This window comes from Corynebacterium sp. Marseille-P3884, from assembly GCF_017942225.1.
In the GTDB taxonomy this organism is placed as follows: domain Bacteria; phylum Actinomycetota; class Actinomycetes; order Mycobacteriales; family Mycobacteriaceae; genus Corynebacterium.
The window spans coordinates 38,753-59,658 of sequence record NZ_JAGKSD010000008.1 but is presented as its reverse complement, the minus strand read 5'-3'; the positions used below and the strand labels follow the sequence as shown (position 1 = coordinate 59,658).

Sequence of the window (20,906 nt, the reverse complement as noted above, 5' to 3'; positions counted from 1 at the left end):
GTTGTTAGCCCCAGTTGTTAGCCCCCGCCAGATGTTAACCCCAAAACTTAGTTACCCCAGGTGGGCATTGTCGGCTGATTTTCGGCGACCAGGGGAAACTAAGTTCTAGGGTTAACATCTAGGATTTGGGGTTAACATCTGGAACTCGGCTGGAGTTCGCAGCTCAGAGGTCAGCACACCGCGGCGACGGCGGCCCAGCGGCGGGGGATGTCGCGGGGGTCGGGGCGGAAGCGGCCGTCGAAATCGTGGGAGCCGGTGGCGGCGGCGTCGGCAAGCTTCTCGAGGATGTCGGCTCGGTGGCCGCTGGCGTGAGAGCGCAGCCACGTGGCATCGGCCATGACCCGTTCGCGGTTCGTACCGGTCACCGCGCGTCGGCCCTGACGTGCCACGGCATCTCGCCACCGTCGCAGCACCGTTTCCGGTTCGATTTGTGAGAAGGGGACAGCGACCGGTTCCGCGTCCTTGGGGACGCCGAGCCAGTGGTTGTTGGGGCGGTCGAGGCCGGGGAACACCCAGGTGTCTTCGTGAGCGACACCGATGAGGATCCATGGGGCGCTGCCCGGTTCCTGGGCGTGGCGCTGGCGCAGGCGAAGTTGCACCTGCACGTTGTCCGCACTGGCCAGAGTCCTCAAGGCGGGGCTGCCGATGCGTTCAGCGGTGGGGCTGGCCTGACAGCGCAGTGGACCCTCGTCGGTGTCGAACACGAATACCGGATGGAGTCCGTCGTCCTCGATTCCCCGCAGGACAGCGTCGCCGAACCACCAGTCCTGCGCCGGAACGGCGTCTGTGTCCGGGGTGCGTGCGCTGACGCGGAGTTTCTTGCCACGGCCTAACCTGCCGTCGGCGGAGGCCGTGGCGTTGGTGAGCAGGAGGCCGGTACGGGCGACGTCACGGTGCGGGAGCCCCAACTGGCCCAGCTCAGTGTCGCCGTTGTAGGACTGAGCGATCTGCGCACTGTCGCCGGGGAGAACGGAGGACAGTTCCCAGACGCGGCCGTCGCGTTCGTCCACCAGATAGGTGATGACCCCGCTATAACCGGACGCGGTGAGAAGCGGCTCAGACGCCCACCCGCGCAGCCGAAGACTCCCCACCGGCTCGTAGGCGCGGCGCACAGTGCCGATGGCATCGATGCTCAATGTTCCGGTGTCGTGCCCGTGGCGGAGCTGGTGAGTCGCTAATGCGATTTCCACCAGCGTCGAGATTGCGTCCTGGGTGACGTGGCTTTCGCCGTACCCGAGGCGTCCGGTGCCGAGGTAGCCGTGGAGCCTGGCGAAGTGGGCAGCCAACAGTGGCAGTTTCTGCACCCGCGCTGCTGCCACGACGCGCAGCACTTTCGCGCGGTCACCGGCGGTGAGTCCGCCGAGCCCGCGGTCGAGCAAGCCGGTGAGGCAGGATTCGGCGAGTTCGAGGGTGTCCAGTTGCTCGCGGGTAAGTGCCAGTGGGGCGTCAGCGGGGGCGGAAGAGTCGGCGGAATCGGTGGAATCAGTGGAGTCTGCAGCGGGATCGTCAGCGGAGTCCGGCTGCGCCTCAGCCGACGGGCAGCTCACCAGCACCTGCGCCAGGTGGAGGCAGCGGGGGCTGAGTAGACAGTCGCACTCCGCGGCTTGTGGAGGGTCAAGCGTGACGGTGGCGGTGCCGACGGTCACGGTGGTGTCGGCGCCAGCGCCAGCGGCGATAGTCCAGGAGTCAGGGTCTGCTTTGTCCAGGCGCTTTTGCAGGCGGCCGGGGAGTGCTTCGATGGTGGCGGCGACGAAGGTCGGGTCCATGCCGGGAAGATCGTTGTGGGTCATCGTTGCACCTGCTCTGCCACCCATCGTGCCAACTCCGTCGGGGAGACGGCGGAGACAGCCATGCCTGCGCTAGCGGCGTGCGCGGCGATCTTAGCGTTGTAGCGCGCTGCCCCGGAATCGTCCAATGCGGCGCAGCCGAGCATCCGGACGCCGGAGTTGTGCAAGGACTCGATACGGGACAGCATGAAGGATGCGGAGTAGGCGTCCTCGAAGTCGCTGATCAGAACAAGCATTGTGCGCGAGGGGACCGTGACGCGCTCCCCCGCCACGGCGAGGGCGCCGCCGATGTCGGTGCCGCCGCCGACCTTGATCTCCAGCAGTAGTGAGAGCGGGTCGTCGACGTGGTCGGTCAGGTCAACGACCTCGGTGGAAAAGGCCAGGAACGTCACCGATAGTGCGTCCACGCCGGCGAGAATGGCGGAGGTCATCGCGGCGAAGACGGTGGAGGGTTCCATGGACCCGGAGACGTCGACAAGCACGATGATGTGCCATTCTGAGCGCCGAGCCAGCGGTTGGCGGAAAATCGGTGTGGCCACGACGAGCTGCGGGGTGCCGTCGGAGCCGGAGACGGCGTGGCGTAGGTTCCTGCGGATGGTCGCCGCGGCATCCAAGCGCTGTGAGGGGCGCGTGGTGGGGCGCCACCCCTGTAAACCGTTGAGAGCGGGGCGGAGCTGGTTGGCTAGCGCCTGGGATAGCTCGGCGACCATGCGGCGCAGAATCGGTCGCAGCTTCGCCAGAGCCGATTCGGGCATGCCGCCGGCGAGAGACAGGATGTCGTTGAGGAGCTCGACGGATGCGCGGGGCTGAGTGTTATCAAGGAGGTCGATGGCGAGCGGGTTGCGGGCAGTGATCGCTGAAGCGGCGATGTCTTCCCGCACGTGCTCGCCGAACAGGGCGTCGAGGTCGTCGGCCCATTCGCGCGCGGTGGGGTAGGGAGGCTCGGATCCACCACGGCCGCCCAGATAGCTGACAGAGGATCCTTCGCCGTCACCGCTGCCGTACAGCTGGTCCAGGCTGCGCGCTAGTCTCCGCTGCTCGGGTCCCGTCAGTTCGTGGTGGCGGCGCCCCAGCACCAGCGACCAGCGCTGTTTGGGAGACACGGCGACGGAGGTGAGGCCAAGGCGTTGGAGGCGTTCCCAGGCTGCGTGGTCTTCGGTAGCCCAGCGGGCGAGTTCCTCGGCAGGCACATCGGTCGGCCGTGCGCGGTCGGCGCCGATAGCTTCAAGTAAGCGTTCGCGTTCGGCGGCAGACATCGGGTCGAAGCCGCCGCGCAATGCGGGGAGGCGGGCGACGAACATCGCTTCGTCAATGTCTTCGACACCGGAGCGGAGATCGTCGAGGAGTGAGGGCTCGTCAGTGAGCAATTCGGGGCTTGCGGTGATCAGGCCGGTCAACCAGCGGGTCAGATCTCGGCGGCCCTGCACGCTGGAGGCAGCGCGGATGCGGGAAGCGATGCCGGTCAGGCCAGCTGTATCGTGGCCGATCCGGTGCAGCAAACCAGTAGCTGCCCCCTGCATCAGTGGGGAGGCAGCGGAGACGAATTCGGTGAGCGAGTGCGCTAGGCGCAGCCCGATATCCGCGTGTCGCAAGGCGACGAGGCGGCCCAACGCGGCGGCATCGGCTGGGTCGTCGCTGCCCGCGAGACCGTCGACCTGCGCAACAGCGGCATCAGCGAGAATCTCCAGGGCAGAAGCGATCTGGGCGTCACGGTCAATCAGTAGCATTCCTGCGACGGTGCCTTCGCCGATAGCGGCGATGACCTCGATTGCCTCAGCCAAAGCGTCGATACCGGCGCGAGGGGGCAGCTCCGCCGCCACGGCGTTAAGCCACCAGTCGAATTCGTCGGCTAGTCCAGCGGCGGCGGCGTCAGTCAGGCCGGTCACCAGGACGTCGGGGTCGGGATCGGAGTCGGAGTCGGGGCGGCGGGTGCGCAGAACGCCTTTGGCGGCCTGCACCACGGTCACACCGAATCGGCTGGCGTGGGGGAGGCTGGCGCTGGTGGAGACGTCGTAAAGCACTGTCCATCTCGTGCTCACCGCTTGGGCGCCGCCGACGCCGATGACATCGTTGGATATGCCGTAGGCAATGCGTGCGACTCGGCAGCGCTGCAGGAAGATTTCGCGCCGGGTGTCCAATGTGTCTTCGGGAGAGGAGTCTTTCAGGCGCAGCGGATTCAGGGTCAGCTCGCGCGACCGTTCGCCAGCGCCCGGCAAGCGCAGGGCAGCGAGATCTGAAGCAAAAGCGAGAGCCAGACCCGATTGGGGTGTGTCTGGGGCGAGGGCGCCGTTGTGATTACCCACCAGGATCTTCTCGGCTGCGCGGGCCACGGCGCGGCCACGCCCGAGCACGTCGCCCTGCGCGAAGACGGAGGTGCAGGCCTCCTGGAATTCGCGGCGGCCCGGCACCGGCAACCCGCGCAGCGCAGCGAGGTCGAGCGTCATGCGGTTCGCCTCACGGATCTCAGCTGGCCCGCACGGATGGCCCTCCGAGCGGAGATGGGCAGCGAGCTGGGTGAGCAGAGAGGTCACGGCGCCCTCGAATGCGGCGGGGTCGTCGCCGTGGGTCAACACCGCTTGCTGCCAGCGCGGGTCGCGGATGCCGGACGGGTAACCGGAGCGGGAATCGAGCAGCTTCTGCGAGTAGGGGACGAGGCTGGCCGTAGGCTCGCCGTCAGAGTCCAGGGAGCCAAGCAGCTCGCGGTCGGACTCCGCCTCAGCGTCGATTAGCTCAGAGGTCAGCGCCGGGCTGTGCCACGCGCCCGTCACCGCGGTCACAGCGGGGCCGTGCTCAGCGCGGGCACGGCGGATACCTTCGCGCATCGACGCCTCACGCGCGGCCGTGCGCTCATCCAGCATCCGCCCCTGCCGGTACGCCCAGCCGAAAGCCAGAGCACTGCGGCGCACAGCTTCGGGTGATGCGCCAGCGGAGGGGACTTCGACGAGGCGGTCCCAGGCGTCGTCGGGGTGTTCGGCGCGAACGTGGGCGTCGATAAGCGTGCCCACGTTGAACTCGCCGTCAGATGCCTCCGACGATTCGGGGCGCGCGGCGGGGGAGAGGTCGGCGCAGATCACAGGGACGTCGCGCGTGCGCGCCCACCGCAGGGCGACGAGCTCCGGGCTGAAATCGGCCAACGGCCAGAAACCGATCGTGCCGTCGTCATCGGCGACCGCGAAAGCGAGCGGCGCTGTCGCCTCGGGATGGGCGATCCACTCGCACCACGGCTGCGCCTGAGCCGGCAATTCCAGCACCACCGCGTCCGGGTGCGCCTCATCCAGCAGCCGCGGCAGCACGCGTGCGAGCGACGGCGAGTGGTGCCGTACGCCAACCAAGTAGATGGAATCGCGCGCTAGCTTATCGACGGCTCCCGCAACGTTTTCCCCCATCATGCCAGCTCGTCGCGCTGATCCCACAGGGTGCGCCACGGTGTAGCGCCGTCTTTTGCTCGGCGCTGGACGACTCCATCCCAGTAGCCGCGGAGCCGGTCCGCGTCCGCTTCGTCGTCTTTGCGGACGACACCGAGCAGGTGCCCAGCCACATCACGTAGGCCGTCGCTGCGGGCAGGGAAATAGGCGCTGGCCAGGGCGATCGACGTGCTCACGGACACGGCTTCGGCGGTGGAGAGGACCGTCGTGGGTTTCTCCACCGGCCAGCCTTCCCGGCTCACACCGGTGCGGAGGTCGCGGAAGGCGGTGACGAGGACTTCGACAACGACTTCGTCGACAGGCGCGTCGATCTGAGCGGCGTCCAAGGCCCGCCGGGTCTGCTTGGAAACGAGGGCGATTTCCGCATCCACGTCGGCGATGGGGTGGACCGTCTCGAAGCTGAAGCGGCGTTTCAGGGCCGCACTCATTTCGGACACTCCGCGGTCGCGCAGGTTCGCCGTGCCGATGAGCCCGAAGCCCTCGGTGGCCGCCACCGACATGTCGCCGAGTTCGGGCACGGCAATGCGGCGCTCCGACAGCAAAGAAACCAACGAATCCTGCACCTCGGGCAGACAGCGCGTGATCTCCTCGATGCGGGCGATCGCGCCGTTTTCCATTGCACGCATCACCGGGCTGGGCACCAGCGCCTCAGGAGTGGGGCCGTTTCCGAGCAGCATCGCGTAATTCCAGCCGTAGCGCAGCTGGTCTTCTGTCGTCCCAGCGGTGCCCTGCACCACCAGCCCGGAGGTTCCGCAGATCGCAGCTGACAGCAGCTCGGAGAGCATCGACTTGGCTGTGCCGGGCTCGCCGACCAGCATCAACCCGCGAGAACCCGCTAGCGTGATCACGCAGCGCTCCACCAGCGCTGGATCGCCGACGTATTTCGGCGCGATGGTCAGCTTGGACCGCCCCGCCTTGAGATCGGTGCCACCCATAATGAAAGCGACCACGGCGCGCGGTGTCAGCTTCCAACCTGGTGGGCGTGCGCCGGTATCCCAGCGCTCGAGGAACTCGAGTTCATCCGCGAAGCGTTCTTCTGCTAGTACGACTTGGTGCGTCATCGGCGTCTCCTCCTCGTGGTCTCCAGTTCTGCGAATTGTGGTGCGTCATCCCCCTGTGAGCGTTCCCAGCAGGCGGCGAACCATTCCGGCGGCGGCAAGGGCGCGACAGCGATGCCCAGCTGCGGCTCGAATTCGCCGTTGTAGCCACTCTGCTCGATGCCGAATGCGGGTAGCTTCCACACCTCGACCGGGAGCTGTCCTTCAGACTTGTGCACTTTTTCTACCCATCCACCGGGCAGGAAGTAGCTGCGGCCTGAGCGGGGGCGCTTGCCTTCGACGACTTTACCGGCGGCAACGAGTTCGGAACCGGCGCGGACGATATCGGCTTTCTTCCAGGCGTTCCAGCGGCGGATATTCTTGTCCGTCGGGTCGGGCCAGGCCAGCAGCTGCAGGTAGTAGCGGGCCGCGTCTTCGCTGACTCCGAGAGTGTCTGCCGCTGTCGCCACGAGATCGGGAGCGGAGACGAGCGGGTCGCGCGGCTCTCCCTCACCCGTCTGCCTCAGCCATTCTGCGTAGGCGGTGAGGGAACCGCGTGCGCGGAAGTCCGTTGCCGCCACGCGCATCCTGCTGCTGGCGCCGTTGTGAAGGTCCTTTGCCCATTCGCGCGCCAGGTCCAAGTCGCTGCACGGTTCATCGACATTCGAGAGATCCACCAGGACCGAATCCCAGTCGTAATGCTGCTCGACTGTGAACCTGCCTGCCTGCAGGTCTTTCCGGTCCGTGTCGCCCTCGGTGCGCTTCGGTGCACCGATCGCGCTGCGAAATGCGTCGTCGTTCTTGCCGGCGCCAGCGACAGCGATCTCGATCGCCTCGATGCCCCGCGGGGAGTTGTGCAGCCGCTCGGCATGATCGGCCAGCGCTGGGCGCAGCGGATCGGCCATGTCCAGCTCAGTGGCAAGCCAGATCAGAGCACCGACCTCTTCGGCCCAGCCGTCGGCGTTGTCGGTGTCGATGTGCTGGCCGGCGGCAACGCTTTGCAGCACGTTCTGTTTCAGCATCTTCGGGATGCGCTCGGCGATGTGCGCCGGCAGTTCGGGCAGGTAGTCCGGCCCGTTCTCGGACCAGTACCGGGCCATGGCGTTGGTATCCGGGCCGCTGGTCAGCAACTCCTCCGCATCGTCGGGCAGGCCAGCTGCCAGGACCGCCGCGAAGTGGTCGCCGGAGGACATCAACCGTTCTCGAGCCGTTCTAAGCTCGTCGACTTTCAGTCCCATGGCCGTGCGCAGATCCTTCGGCACGAAATTGGCGTCGAAGGAGAAGAAGTTCGGGAAACCGGCGGCGATCAGGTGGGCGTCGGCAAGCGGAGCGTTAGCTGCAGCGGCGAAAGCCTCGCCCGCAGAGGCTGAGTACGGCTGTGGACCGTCCTGCTCAATGCGGGCGAGCAGTGCGTCGAAGACCGGCTCAAGATCGGTGCGCGACGGCGCGATGGCAGTTCGGCTTATCAGTTTCAAGGGTGCACCGTCCACAGTCATCGGTTCCTCGCCCGCCACGCGCACAATCAGGATGCCGCGGGGACCGCTGCGCACAAGCCGTACCGCCTGAGGCGGAAGCTGCTCTTCGCTTCCCGGCGTGAACGGCGCAGAATCGTACGTTTCAAACACGAGGTTGTCAGCCGTGAGCGCTCCGGCGTCCCGCAGCACCGTCCACAGCTCCTTCAGCGCCTGGACTTCGTCTGCCGTGCGGCCGGGGGCTGCCGCGAAAACAAGCAGGGCATCGCCGTGACCGAGCAGTTTCATCCAGTCGTTTGAGCCTCTGGTGCTGTTGTGGGTGTACCCCTTCTCAGGGACATAGCGGTCGTGCGTTCCCAATATTGCCGCGCCTTGCCAGATGTCCATCGCGTCGAATTCATAGAGGGGAAACCGCGTGAGGGGACGGAGCACGTCATGGTGTTCGGCGAACGTCGGTGCCCCGGTCAGGTCCTCCGCCCGTGCACCGGCGTCCTCTTGCGGCCAGGTCGTGGCCGCCTCATGCGCAACGGACGCAATCGCGTAGCGCAGCACCGGGTCGTCAACATCGAGCACGTTGCCGACACATTCGCACATTCGCTTATCGACGCCGCCGTCACTCCCGCGCGCCTGTTCCACCAGCGGGCGAACCTCGTCGGCAGTGATCTGACGCAGTTTCCCGCTTATCTCGGGCTCGCGCACACGGAAGTGGTGCCACAACATTTGCGAGTGGAGGTGCGTGCCGCGCACAGCCACCGGGGTCATGTCGTCCGGATCGACAACGACAGGATCTATGCGTTCATTAGTGAGAACCCACCGTTCGCCGTCGGGGCGGCGAAGTGCGCCGATGACTGCGCGCGCGTGCTTGCCGGTGACGGTGAATTCGGTTCCGTCCGCATCGACCAGCAGGCAGTAGTCGGGGTCGTCGGGACGGGTGAACACAGCATGACGGTGGAACCCGTCAGCAGTGGAGAAGTGCGAGTCCTCGGTCGTCTCCTCCACCGGCCGGTGCTGAGAACGCCACGGGTCGAGCACCAAATCCGGGTGGCGGCGGCACTGCTCGGCGAACCAGTCAGGCAAGCTCTCGCGGCCAGTGGCACCGGTGGCTGGATCGATTTCTACCACAGGGGAGACGTCGTCAAGCGCGGAGCGTTCGACGAGCCATATCCGGTCGCCGTCGACAAAGAAATGCTCGCTGCCGCTCGCCAACGTGGAATGGCCGGGGCGCATCACCGTGTCGGCACCGAAGATGCGCGCGCCGGGCACCGGGACCGAGGCGGAGAGCCCGTCGTCCGAAAACTGTTTCCATGCGCTGGACATGCCCTTGGGAGTATCGTCCCACCACAGCCGTGGATTCGAGTTGGTGTAAGTGGCGAGGCCGAATTGGCCGTCGATTTCCACGGCGCTGAAGAGTTTCTCGCCGGTCCAGTTCGGAATCTCGGTAGTGGTGCGGCCGCGCAGGTAGGTAGCGCGGGTATGTTCTCTCACAACGACGCCGGGCCAACAATCTTCGGCGTCTAGCCAGAAAGTGAGCTGCGTTGGCTCCCCGTACTTCCAGTTGAGCTGCTCCAATTCAGGCCAGCCGAGCTCATCGGGCAGGCCGCGGCGCAAGGATTCAGCCAGGGGCACAGCCGGATCGCGGTGAATCGCACGCACCCGGTCGAGGAGCGCCTGAATTTCCCGGTCGCCGACGAGCTCGAAGCCGCGGACGAATGTCGTGGCTTGCGTGAGATGGTCGACGGTCGGCACACCCGCTTCAAGCTTGTCGACGACCTCCGTGAGCAGCTCCACCACCAACTTCCTGACGTGCGGGTCGGCGGTGAACACCTCCACGACCTCGGGATGGCGCATCGCATTCTTGATCCCCAGAATGACAGCTCCTCGCAGCGATTCGTCCGCCATAAGGTGGGGAAGTGGTGCGCGCTCAGGAAGGCGCGCCCACCTCGTGAGGTCGACGTCCGGTTGAAATGGTGAGCGGGAGAATGTGAAGGTCAGTCCGTTCGCGAGAACCTGCTCGACGGCTGCCGCCGGCAGGTAATGGAGCCGGTCTTTAGGCACGGTGACGGTGCTGAGACCGGCATGGGGGAGGATATCTGCGAGAACCGGTGTCAACTGGGTCGACGGCGTATACGGCCATTTCGTCCACTGGGACTCGAACAGGAGGAGGCCGGGAACGAAGTCCGGGTGCGTGCCGTCTTTGACCGCGTCGAGCGCGCCCGTGGTTTCCAGCAGGTGCAGCCACGGGTCGGTGTCCACGTTCCGCGGGAACAGCGTGAGCAAGCGGTCGATGAGCGAGGAATCGTCCTCGGCGACGCGGCAGATAGCCTTCTCGTAGTTCTTCCAGAAATGCGCGCCGGCCTTCTGCATCGACGGGACGCTCAACAGATCGCGAACGACCCCGTCTTCTTCCTTAGCAGTGTCCAAGCCGGCGGCCTTCGCTAGCTTTGCCAGCTCTTTCTTCATTCCGGCGTGCGGGCTCAACCCACCCCGCACTCGTTCCAGGCACAGGGTGCGGTATGCGCGGTACGCCTCTTCCGGTTCAAGCTGTTCCGCCAGCCGTTTCGCCTCGTTGCCGAGTTCCTTGGTGCTCAGCGCCCCGGCGTAAGCGAATTCCAGGACGGCTTCGGCATGGCGGGGTTCGTCGATAGCCAGTGAATATCGGCGTTCCGCGTCGCGCGCCTGCGTGAACATTTGCGCGGCGAGCTTGCCGTTATCCGCGGCGATGAAGATGCGTCCGGCTTCCTCGAAGAAGGTGGGAAGAAAGTGCGGCGCGCTGTTGTCGAGTTTGTCAGCCAACTCGTCGACTGCCTCTTTGAACTTCTTGGGCTTGCTGGCGGCGTATTTGCCCGCGCGCTCCAAGTCGGCGACGAGGTTGAGCGCGTGATGCGCGTTCTCGGGGTCGTTGAGAATCGGCCAAGCGGGAAAGCCGATCGCCCGACGCCGCGTGTGGCCCACGTTCACGCGGCCGGCCGGCTCGAGACCGATGACACCGAGTGCCAATTCTTCGGCTTCGGCCAGTGGCTCGGGAATGAGCTGCACAATCGAGCGACCGGCAAGCACCGGGTGCGTGTAAGCGGCTGCTACCAGCGGCACAGAATTATCCGTCACGGTACTAGTCATGCCTCCGAGGTCGAGGCGGATGCTGTCATCCAACGTCATCGTCCATTTCTACGGTCAATCTCGAGTTCGGCGAACTGCGGCGCATCGTCGCTCCGCGAGCGCTCCCAGCAGACGGCGAACCACTCCGTGGGCGGCAAAGGTGCCACAGTGACGTCGAGCATCGGTTCGCACTTGCTGCGGGCACCCATCTTGACCATGCCGAACGGATCCATCTTCCACAGCTCGATCGGCAGGTAGGGTGGGTGTCCTTCCACCCAGCCGCCCGGCAAGAAGTACTTGCGCCCGGCACGCGAGCGCTTCGCTTCGACGACGGCACCCGTATCGAGCAGCTCGGCGCCTGCACTGGTGATGTCCGCCTTCTTCCACTCGTTCCAGCGGCGCACATTTGCGTCAGTGGGGTCGGGCAGGGCGAGAAGCTGCAGGTAATAGCGGGCGGCATTCTCGCTCACCTCCAAGGTGGAGGCCACCTCGCCGACGAGAGCGGGAACAACGGTGAGCGGGTCGTGCGGTTCACCGTCGCCAGGCTCGCGCAGCCACTCGGCGTAGGCGGCTAACCCGCCGGTCAACAGAAGTTTCAGAGCCGCAACCGGCTGCACGGACCCGCCACACATGGATCCCCAGTAGACGGCCTGTTCAATGTCGGGGTCGTCCGGGTCGGTGACATCGCTCAAATCGGCGATGATCTGCGAGGAGCCAGCCCACGCCTCTTGCCTGAGAGTGAAGTGCCCGGACTGGTAGAGCGGATCGTCGGGGTCACTCACCTTGCGGGTGGGCAGATTGAGCCGGCGGCAGGCATCCCAGTAAGCGCTGAGGGTGCCGAGTGCGATGTCGTCCAACCTGGCGGGGGACTCGATCAGCTTTTCGGCGTAGCCTGCCAGGGCGCGCCGCCGAGGGTCTGAAAGGTCCAGCTCGTTCGCCATCCAGAGCAGCGAGGCGATTTCCTCGGGCCAGTCGTAGTCCTCGTGCTCGCCGGCGATGACGTTGAGGATGACGCGCTCGGTGAGGTACTTCGGTTTGCGGTCGGCGAGTTGGGGCGGCAGTTGCGGGGAAACTGCGGGTCCGTGCTCGGACCAGTACTCCGCCATGGCTGCGGCATCCAGTCCGTTGTCGAGTATGGAGCTGGCATCGTCGGGAATGCCGGCTGCGAGCACACGCAGGAAATGTCTGCGCGACTGTCGCATTCGGGTTCTCGCTGCTTCGGCTTCAGCCACCTTGAGCCCCATTGCTGTGCGCACTTCTTTGGGCATGAAATTGGACTCTTGCTTATGGAAGTTCGGGAACCCGGACATGACCAAGTGCGCGTCAGTCAGCGACGCACCGCTTGCGGCCGCGAAGGCTTCGCCGGGCTCGGGGGACCACGGCTGTGGGCCGTTGTCCCGGACCCGCTCGATGAGTGCGTCGAAAACCGGCTCGAGGTCCGTGCGCGACGGCGGGATCTCCCTTGTGGAGTGAACTTCCAGCGTGTGGCCGTCGATGGTGATGGGGCCGCCGCCGTCGGCACGCACGAGCAGGCGATCACGCCTGTAATACAGGCCCGCCAGCAACGACCGCCGGGGAAGTCGTTTCTGATCCTCGGTGCTGCTGGGAACCTCCAGCTCCTCGACGGTCAAGTGGTCAGCCTCGAGGACATTCGCGTCGCGCAGCAGAATCCACAGCTCCTTGAGGGCACCGATCTCCTCAACCGTGCGGCCCGGTACGGCAGCGAGTGCGAGGAGTGCGTCGGCGCAGCCGAGCAGCTCGACCCAGTTGTTCTCGTCTCTGAGGAACAATGTTGTCGGCAGCTTCGGCAGTTCTTTGTCGTGCAAGCCCAGCTTCGCTGCCCCGTGCCAGATGCTGACAGCGTCAATGTCCATCCATCCGTAGCGCATGGCCGACTGCAACACGTCTTTGTGCTCTTCCAGGCTGAGTCTGCTCGTCACAGCCTTTGCCGAGGACGACGTCTCCCAATCCGGCCACGACTGGGCCAGGGACGAGGTGTGCAGTGCGATCGCGTAGCTCACCACGTATTCATCGGTGTCCAGTAGCTGTGCGACGGTTTCAGCCATCTCGTCGTCGACATCCAGCTCACCGATGCTCTCGACCACTGGGCGAAGATCATCCGCAGTGATTTCGCGCAATCTCGCGCTCAATTCTGGGTCGCGGTACCGGGTGTGGTGCCACCACATGGCGTTGGAGAACTCGAGGCCGTAGTAGCGGGTCGGCATGCCGTCTGCCGGGTCGATCATCCACGTGTCTGGAGCCACCTTCGTCAGAATGCGGGGTGAGCCACCGGGAAGGCGGATCACCCCGAAAACTGCCCGGGCGTGGCTGCCCGTGACCGTGAACTCGGTGCCGTCCGCGTCGACGATGAGCGCGAAAGCTGGGTCGTCCTCCCGGTGGAACACCGCGTGCCGGTGGTATCCGTCCGCCGTGGAGAAAAGCGAATGAGCAGTCTCGTCACAGACTGGGCGCAATTGGGAGTTGTGCGGCTGGAAGACAAGGTCGGGGTGGCGGCGGCACTGCTCAGCGAACCAATCCGGCATTGACTCGCGGCCGAGCTCGCCGGTGCCAGGGTCGATCTCGACGATCTCCTCTTCGTCCTTTAGCATCCAGACCCTGTCGCCCTCGACGAAGAACTGCGCGCTTCTTTGGCTCCATGTGGGCTGGCCGGGCCGGATGATGGCTTTCTCCCCGATGAGACGTCCGCCGGGGACAGGCACTGAAGCGCTGAGAGCGTTGGTTCCCGAAACCCGGGAAAAGCCCCTCTCGTCCTCCATCGGTTCGCGTGAACTGGACCAGCTGATCTGATCTTTGTATGCGGTCCTGTCACGGGTCACTATGGCGATCTGGCCGTCTGCTTCGACGACTCCGTGCACCGGTTGACCAGTCCAGTTCTGGATCTCGGTTCTGGAGTTGCCCACGACTAGCGCGATGTCATTCATGCTGTTCACCAGGACTCCTGGCCAGCAGTCTGTCTCCACCGTCCAGTTGTGCGGGTCATTTTTGTAGATGTCCGAGTAGGCGTTTTCGAATTCCGACCAGCCCAATTCCTCGAGCACACCGCGGCGCAGTGTCTCCGCCAGAACCTCCTCTAGGTTGCCGTGATATTTCCGGACGCGGTCGAGCAGGGACTGGATCTCGGTGTCGTCGACGAATTCGAAATTGCGGACGTAATCGGTGACCGTGGTTAAACGGTCTGCCGTCGGTGGTGTGGATTCCAGCGATTCAACCTGTTCCGTGAGGAGCTCGACCACCAGCGGACGGAGGTGCGGATCCGCGGCGATGATTGCGATCTCGTCGGGGTGCTCGAAGGCGCGTTCGATGCCGAGGAACATGCACTTCCGCAGCTGTTCGCTGGCTGCGAGATGCGCCAAAGGGAGGCGTTCCGCGTTCTTTGCCCACGTGGGGAGGTCGATCCACGCGTTGGGGTAGAGGTACGTGAAATCGAGCTCCACGTCGTGTCTGAGCAGCTGCTCCCACGCATCCGCCGGGATGTCGAACAGCGAACCCCACTCGATGGTGACAGCCGTGCAGCCTGCGTCCGGAAGAATCTCTCCGAGCAGCGGGGCGAGAGTGTCCTTCTCCTCCCGGTGCCACCTGCTCCGGTCCGCGTGATCCATGATGCGCTGGACGAACTCGGGGTGTCCGCCTTGCTTCACGAGGTCGACGGACCCGCTCACGCGGAGCACATCGATCCAATTGTTGGGACTGATCTCCCGCGGCATCAGTGTCAGCAGGTGGGTGCGCAGCGCTTCATCTTTCGCGGCGGCTTTACGGATCGCGGTCTTGTACTTCTTCCAGAAATTGCCGTCAGCGCGCTGGATGGAGGGCGCCCGCAGCAGAACTGCGGCCAGGGCAGCTTCCTCGTCGGCGGGTTTCAAACCCGCCGCTTTGGCCAGCTTCGCCAGGTCTTTCTTCATCCCGGAATAGGGAGTCAGCCCGCCGCGGACTCGCTCCAGGCAGAGTGCACGGAACCGCTCGTATGCCTCAGCAGGTTCCATCCGCTCAGCCAGGTGCGTGGACTCCGCAGTGAATTCCTTCGCGGAGACCGCCCCAGCAAAGGCGAACTCCATCATGACGTCGCGGTGGCGCTCTTCGTCGATAAGCAATGCGTGCCGACGCTCAACCTCGCGCGCCTTCGTGAACATCTGCGATGCGTACGACGTGTTTCCAGCTTCCAAGAAGATGCGGCCGGCCTCTTCCAAGAATGTCGGCAGAAAGTGCGGGACGGCTGCGTCGAGATCGTCTGCGAGCTTGTTGACCTCTGTCTTCACCGCCGCCGGCTTGGACCGTGCCCGGGTGGAAAGACGTTTTAAGTCGGCAACGAGGTCGAGCGCGACCTGGGCGTTATCGGGGTCGTTGAGGATCGGCCACTCGGGGAAACCGACCGCGCGACGGCGCACATGACCGACATGAGTCTGTTCTTCCAGCTCAAGTCCGGTTACTCCGAGGGCGGCTTTCTCTGCAGCCAAGAGCGGCTCGGGAGTGAGCCTGACGACGGGGTGGCCAGGCAAAAGTGCATGTGCGTACGTGGCTGCGGCGAGGGGAAAGGAGCGCTCTCCAGCTTCTCGTGTGATACCACCCTGCTCGAGGCGGGTGCTGTCATCTAACGTCATCGGTGATTCTTTCGGTCAGTTTCGATTTCGGCGAATTGTGGTGCGTCGTCTCCTCGTGAGCGTTGCCAGCAGGTGGCGAACCACTTTGTGGGTGGTAAAGGCGCGACAGTCGCGCCGAGCATTGGCTCGTATTTACTGCGCGTGGCTATTTTGACCATGCCGAAGGATTCTTTTTTCCATGTTTCGATCGGCAGGTGGGGCGGGTATCCTTCCAACCAACCGCCAGGCAGGAAGTACTTCCGCTTGGCGCGGGACCGCTTCGCTTCGACGACGACGCCTGCATTGACCAATTCGGTGCCAGCTTTGGTGATATCTGCTTTTTTCCACTCATTCCAGCGGCGCACATTCGCGTCTGTGGGGTCTGGCCAGGCGAGAAGCTGCAAATAGTAGCGGGCGGCATTCTCACTCACGTTCAAGGTGGATGCCACCTCTCCGACGAGTTCGGGCACGACGGCCAGCGGATCGTGCGGGTCGCCTTCGCCTGGTTCGCGCAGCCACTGAGCGTAAGCGTCCAACCCACCGTGCAGCATGATTTTCAGGGCCGCGAGCTCCTGCACAGACCCGCTGCACATAGCGCCCCAATAGATGGCCTGTTCCAAATCGGGGTCATCGGCGTCGGTGACATTGCTCAAGTCCGCGATGATCTGGGAGGAGCCGGCCCAAGCTTCCTGTCTGAGAGCGAAACGCTCAGACTGGTAGAGCGGATCATCAGGGTCCTTCACGTTGCGGACGGGCAGACCGAGACTGCGGCAAACTTCCCAATAGTTGCTGATGGGGCCGAGCGCGATGTTGTCCAAACTGGAGGGGGACTGGATCAGTTTCTCGGCGTAATCGGCCAGGGTTTGCCGGTGTGGGTCTGAAAGATCAAACTCGTTGGCCAGCCAAAGCAACGAGGCGACTTCCTCGGACCACCAACCATCGTCGTCGTGCTCGCCGGCAAAAACCTTGAGGGTGATGTTTTCGTCGAGGTACTTCGGTTTCCGGTTGGCGAGCTCCTCTGGCAATTGTGGGGGTGCGGCGGGGCCGTGCTCGGACCAGTACGCTGCCATGGCGTGGGTATCTAGTCCTTTGTCCACGACAGATTCAGCATCGTCTGGAATGCCTGCGGCGAGCACACGCAAGAAATGCCCATTGGCGTGGCTTATCCTGCGTTTCGCTTCTTTTGCCTCGGCAACCTTGAGCCCCATTGCTGTGCGAAGCTCTTTGGGCATGAAATTGGACCCCCACTTATGGAAGTTCGGGAATCCAGCCATGATCAAATGCGCGTCGGTCAGCAGTGCGCCGCTTGCGGCGGCGAATGCTTTACCGGGTTCGGGCGACCATGGTTGCGGGCCGGTGGTGCGGAGCCGCTCGATGAGTGCGTCGAAGACAGGCTCGAGGTCCGTACGCGACGGCGCGATCTCCCGCTTAGAGTAGACTTCCACGGGGCTGCCGTCGAAAGTGTTGGGGCCGCCACCGTCGGCCCGCACGAGTGGACGTCTCCAGTGGTATTCCAGGCCAGCAAGCAGCGACTGCTGAGGAAATTGTTGTGGCTGCAGATTGTGGGGAACCTTCACGTTCTCGACGATCAAGTGATCGGCCTTAAGGGCATTGGTGTCGCGCAGCAGGACCCACAGTTCTTTAAGTGCTTGGGCTTGTTCTGCCGTGCGGCCCGGAATGACAGCGAGCGCGAGAAGTGCGTCGGCGCAGCCGAGCAGCTCGATCCAGTTGTTCGGACCGTTGTGCCACTGCGATGATGGTTGAGGTAGTTCTTTGTCGTGTAAGCCTAGCTTCGCTGTGCCGTACCAGATGGGGAGGCCGTCGATGTCATCCCATTCGTACTGCATGGTCGACAGCAAAATGTCCTCGTGATCTTTCAGGCTGAGCGTAGTCGACAATGCTTCTTCGGGGCCCGAGGTCTCCCATCCGGGCCAGGACTGGGCCAGGGATATGGCATACCGCGCGATCGCACGGTTTACCGCGTATTCGTCGATGTCTAGCAGTCGCCCGACGGTATCGGCCACCTCATCGTCGACGTGCGGTTCAGTGAAGTGTTTGATGACGTGGCTTAGGTCATCAGCGGTGATCTTGCGCAACCTCGCGCTCAGTTCTGGGTCGCGGTACCGGGTGTGGTGCCACCACATTTTGGAGTCGAATTCGAGACCGTAGAACTGGGTGCGCATGCCATCGGACGGGTCGATTGTCCATGTGCCCTGTGCCGATGACACAATAATGCGTGGCTGTCCGTCGGGAAGGCGGATCACCCCGAAGGCGGAGCGGGCGAGCTTGCCGGTGACGGTGAACTCGGTGCCGTCCGCATCGACAATGAGAGCGAAATTCGGGTCGTCTTCGCGGTGAAAAACCGCGTGCCGGTGGTATCCGTCTGCCGTGGAGAATGGTGAGTGCGCGGTCTCGTCGCAGACGGGACGCAATTGGGAGCTGAGCGGATCGAAAACAAGGTCGGGGTGGCGGCGGCATTGCTCTTCGAACCAATCCGGCAGTGACTCCCGGCCGAGTACACCGGTGTCGGGATCGATCTCGACGATCTCTTCAGCGTTTGTGACCATCCAGGCCCGGTCGCCTTCGACGAAGAGCTGCGCGGTGTGGTAGGCCCATGTGGGCTGTCCGGGACGGACGACGGTATTTTCTCCGAAGAGGCGTCCGCCGGGGACAGGCACTGAAGCGTATAAAGAGGTGTGGCTCGCAACCGAGTGCGGGTCGTCTTCCATCGGATCGCGTGAACCAGACCAGCTGATCCTGCGAGCGGACCTGCTCCGCGTCACAATGGCTATTTGGCCGTCTGCCTCGACGACGCGCTGGATCATTTCACCGGTCCAGTTCTGGATCTCGGTGCGGGAGTTGCCGACAACCAGCTCGATTTCCGACATGTTGTGCACCAACACGCCCGGCCAGCAATCTATCACCGTCGTCCAGTTACGAGGGTCGTTTTCGAGTTTGTCGGAGTAGGCGACTTCGAATTCCGGCCAGCCTATCTCGTCGAGCAGGCCACGGCGTAGGGTCTCTGCTAATACTTCGGCCAAGTTGCCATGGTATGTCCGCACGCGGTCGAGTAAGGCTTGGATCTCGGTGTCGTCGACGAACTCGAAGTTGCGAACGACATCGGTCACTGTAATCAAACGGTCTGCCGTTGGCGGTGCTGATTCCAGAGACTCCACCTGCGTGGTGAGAAACTCCACGACCAGGGGGTGGAGGTGCGGATCGGTGGCGATGACCGCGATCTCGTCGGGGTGTTCAAAGGCGTGTTCGATGCCCTTGAACATGTACTTCCGCAGCTGGTCACTGACGGCTAAGTGAGGAAGCGGAGCTCGGTTCTCGCGGCTCGCCCAGGACTTCAGATCGATGTAGGTTTCAGGAAACGCGATCTTGAAATCAATGGCCACGTCGCGGTCGAGTAGCTGCTCCCATGCTTCTGCGGGGACGTCGTCAAACGAACCCCACCTCAAGCTGATCGCTGTGCAGCCGGCGTGCGGAAGGATCTCTTCGAACAGTGGAACGACCTTGTCTGCTGACCGCGACCATGCGGAGGTGGCTTTCTTCATGATGCGCTCGACGAAGTCGGGGTGCTCACCTTGTTTCACCAGATCGATGGCTCCGCTTGCGCGGAGAATATCGATCCAGTCGTCGGCGGTAAGTTCCCAGGGAGACAATCCCAGCAGGTAGGCCTGTAGCGTTTCGTCCTGTTTGGCTGCTTTCGGGATCGCGGCTTTGTAGTCTTTCCAGAATTTATCGTTCGCGCGCTCGATGGAGGGTTCCCGCAGGAGTTCTGCGGCCATTGACGCTTCTTCGTCGGCGGGTTTTAGCCCCGCTGCTTTTGCCAATTTCGCCAGGTCCTTTTTCATCCCGGAATAGGGAGTAAGTCCGCTGCGGACACGCTCCAAGCACAGGGAGCGGAATCGATCGTAGGCGTCTGCTGGTTCCAAACGTTCGGTTAGGCTCGTTGCCTCCGCGGTGAGTTCTTTCGTTGAAATCGCCCCTGCATAGGCGAACTCCATCATGACTTCGCGGTGGCGCTCCTCGTCGATTGGCAGTGCGTGGCGGCGTTCAACTTCGCGCGCCTTGGTGAACATCTGTGATGCGTACGACGTGTTGCCTATCTCCAGGAAGATGCGGCCGGCCTCTTCTAAGAATGTGGGCACGAAGTGAGGGGCGCTGGCATCGAGGGTGTCCGCGAGTGCGTCGAGCTCTTTCTTGGCTGCTCCCGGTTTGGATGCGGCGCGGGTGGAAAGACGTTTTAAGTCGGCAACGAGGTCGAGTGCGACGTGGGCGTTGTCGGGGTCGTGGAGGATCGGCCATTCGGGAAAACCGACCGCGCGACGGCGTACGTGACCGACAGGTGTGTGCCCTTCCAACTCAAGTCCGGTCACCGCGAGGGTGGCTTTGTCTGCTTCCACGAGTGGCTCGGGAGTGAGCCTGACAACGGGGCGACCGGCCAACACGGGGTGGGTGTAGGTGGCTGCGGCAAGAGGGAAGGAGTTGTCTGCCGCTTCTAGCGTGATACCTCCCTGTTCGAGGCGGGTGCGAATGTCATGCATCGTCGCTCCCTTCGACGGTTCGGCCGGCGTGAATGTGCGTGGCCATGCGGACGCCCTCGCTGTAGGCGACAGGTCCAACTTCCCGCACCGAGACGGTACGTCCGTCAATCAGCCAAAACAGTTCGCCAGTGTGCGCCTCGTACTCGGGATGCTCATCAGAGTCGATCCAGTAGCTCGCTTCCACGAGGTGGCCGTCTTCGTAGATGCGGGCTTTAGCGGACCCACCTTTGACAATGAACCCGCCGGACTGAGCGCGGTTCACTGCAAAGCGCGCTTTCTCGAAGGTAGCACCCGCCCATGCGTCCAGGCTGGTTAACGACTCCTTCGGCAGGGGATCGGGTCGCTCGTACACTGCGCGCTGGAGTTGATCGAAGCGCTGTTCCACACCAAGATCAGCGGCGAACTCACGCAGGTCTTCCAAGTCATCCAGAAGCACCGGGTGCGGGATGAGAATCTCTTCGGCCACGATCGTGCGCGTTTCGCCGTCCAAGTCGACGACGCCGAGCTCGACCTTGCCGTCGTCTGACTTCGTCACATCCCTCAGGAATCCAGCAACAGATGCGTCGTCTGCGGCCTGGATGATGAGATCTCGCAGCCAGGACTGCCACGTCTCGTCTCGCCAGACTTCGGCGAGGACTACCGAGGGGACGGGGAGGGAGCGCAGCAGCCACGTTTCCACCTGGGTGCCACATTCCTCATCGTGGGTCTTCAGCCACGTAAGCAGGCTGTCAAGCTGTAAGTATTCCTCGGTCTTCTTTACCTTCGCGGGAACGGACTTCAGCTTTTTGCCCTTGGCGTTGCGGGCTCGGATTGCTCCGTCGTCAATGGTCAGGGCGTATCCGCCGGTCACGTCGATCCATGTGGGTTCTGCTGCTTCTGCGGTGGCGCTCATGCCCGCGAATGTACTTCAGATCACACCCGAATGTGTCACGATGAGGTGA

7 protein-coding genes are annotated in these 20,906 nt (G+C 63.8%); all 7 read right to left on the bottom strand.

What is annotated here, in order from left to right; translation table 11 throughout:
- Positions 1-170: 170 nt before the first annotated feature.
- Genes J5Y21_RS06455 through J5Y21_RS06425 form a run of 7 tightly spaced genes read right to left on the bottom strand, consistent with a single transcriptional unit; the run spans position 171 to position 20,857 of the window.
- The gene (locus J5Y21_RS06455) at positions 171-1,790 is read right to left on the bottom strand and encodes a hypothetical protein (RefSeq protein WP_210573812.1); all 1,620 of its coding nucleotides are present in this window, start codon (positions 1,788-1,790) and stop codon (positions 171-173) included.
- Positions 1,787-5,176 (bottom strand): DUF5682 family protein, encoded by a 3,390-nt coding sequence (locus J5Y21_RS06450; protein WP_210573810.1) that lies wholly within the window; start codon positions 5,174-5,176, stop codon positions 1,787-1,789. The genes J5Y21_RS06455 and J5Y21_RS06450 overlap by 4 nt, the downstream gene beginning before the upstream one ends.
- The gene (locus J5Y21_RS06445; protein ID WP_210573809.1) at positions 5,173-6,273 is read right to left on the bottom strand and encodes an AAA family ATPase; all 1,101 of its coding nucleotides are present in this window, start codon (positions 6,271-6,273) and stop codon (positions 5,173-5,175) included. The genes J5Y21_RS06450 and J5Y21_RS06445 overlap by 4 nt, the downstream gene beginning before the upstream one ends.
- Positions 6,270-10,877: a hypothetical protein gene (locus J5Y21_RS06440; RefSeq protein WP_210573808.1), complete on the bottom strand. Its 4,608-nt coding sequence runs from the start codon at positions 10,875-10,877 to the stop codon at positions 6,270-6,272. Before J5Y21_RS06440 ends, J5Y21_RS06445 begins: the two co-directional genes overlap by 4 nt.
- On the bottom strand, positions 10,874-15,433 hold the full coding sequence (locus tag J5Y21_RS06435) for a hypothetical protein (protein WP_210573807.1): 4,560 nt from the start codon (positions 15,431-15,433) through the stop codon (positions 10,874-10,876). Before J5Y21_RS06435 ends, J5Y21_RS06440 begins: the two co-directional genes overlap by 4 nt.
- Positions 15,430-19,965, bottom strand: a complete 4,536-nt coding sequence (locus tag J5Y21_RS06430; RefSeq protein ID WP_210573806.1) for a hypothetical protein — start codon at positions 19,963-19,965, stop codon at positions 15,430-15,432. The genes J5Y21_RS06435 and J5Y21_RS06430 overlap by 4 nt, the downstream gene beginning before the upstream one ends.
- Positions 19,958-20,857 (bottom strand): DUF4132 domain-containing protein, encoded by a 900-nt coding sequence (locus tag J5Y21_RS06425; RefSeq protein ID WP_210573805.1) that lies wholly within the window; start codon positions 20,855-20,857, stop codon positions 19,958-19,960. Before J5Y21_RS06425 ends, J5Y21_RS06430 begins: the two co-directional genes overlap by 8 nt.
- Positions 20,858-20,906 lie beyond the last annotated feature (49 nt).

What these genes read in the sequence shown, in the direction of transcription:
- J5Y21_RS06450 (WP_210573810.1), bottom strand. Translation starts at nt 5,176, where the DNA reads ATGATGGGGGAAAACGTTGCGGGAGCCGTCGATAAGCTAGCGCGCGAT.
- J5Y21_RS06440 (WP_210573808.1), bottom strand. Translation starts at nt 10,877, where the DNA reads ATGACGTTGGATGACAGCATCCGCCTCGACCTCGGAGGCATGACTAGT.
- J5Y21_RS06445 (WP_210573809.1), bottom strand. Translation starts at nt 6,273, where the DNA reads ATGACGCACCAAGTCGTACTAGCAGAAGAACGCTTCGCGGATGAACTC.
- J5Y21_RS06430 (WP_210573806.1), bottom strand. Translation starts at nt 19,965, where the DNA reads ATGCATGACATTCGCACCCGCCTCGAACAGGGAGGTATCACGCTAGAA.
- J5Y21_RS06435 (WP_210573807.1), bottom strand. Translation starts at nt 15,433, where the DNA reads ATGACGTTAGATGACAGCACCCGCCTCGAGCAGGGTGGTATCACACGA.
- J5Y21_RS06425 (WP_210573805.1), bottom strand. Translation starts at nt 20,857, where the DNA reads ATGAGCGCCACCGCAGAAGCAGCAGAACCCACATGGATCGACGTGACC.
- J5Y21_RS06455 (WP_210573812.1), bottom strand. Translation starts at nt 1,790, where the DNA reads ATGACCCACAACGATCTTCCCGGCATGGACCCGACCTTCGTCGCCGCC.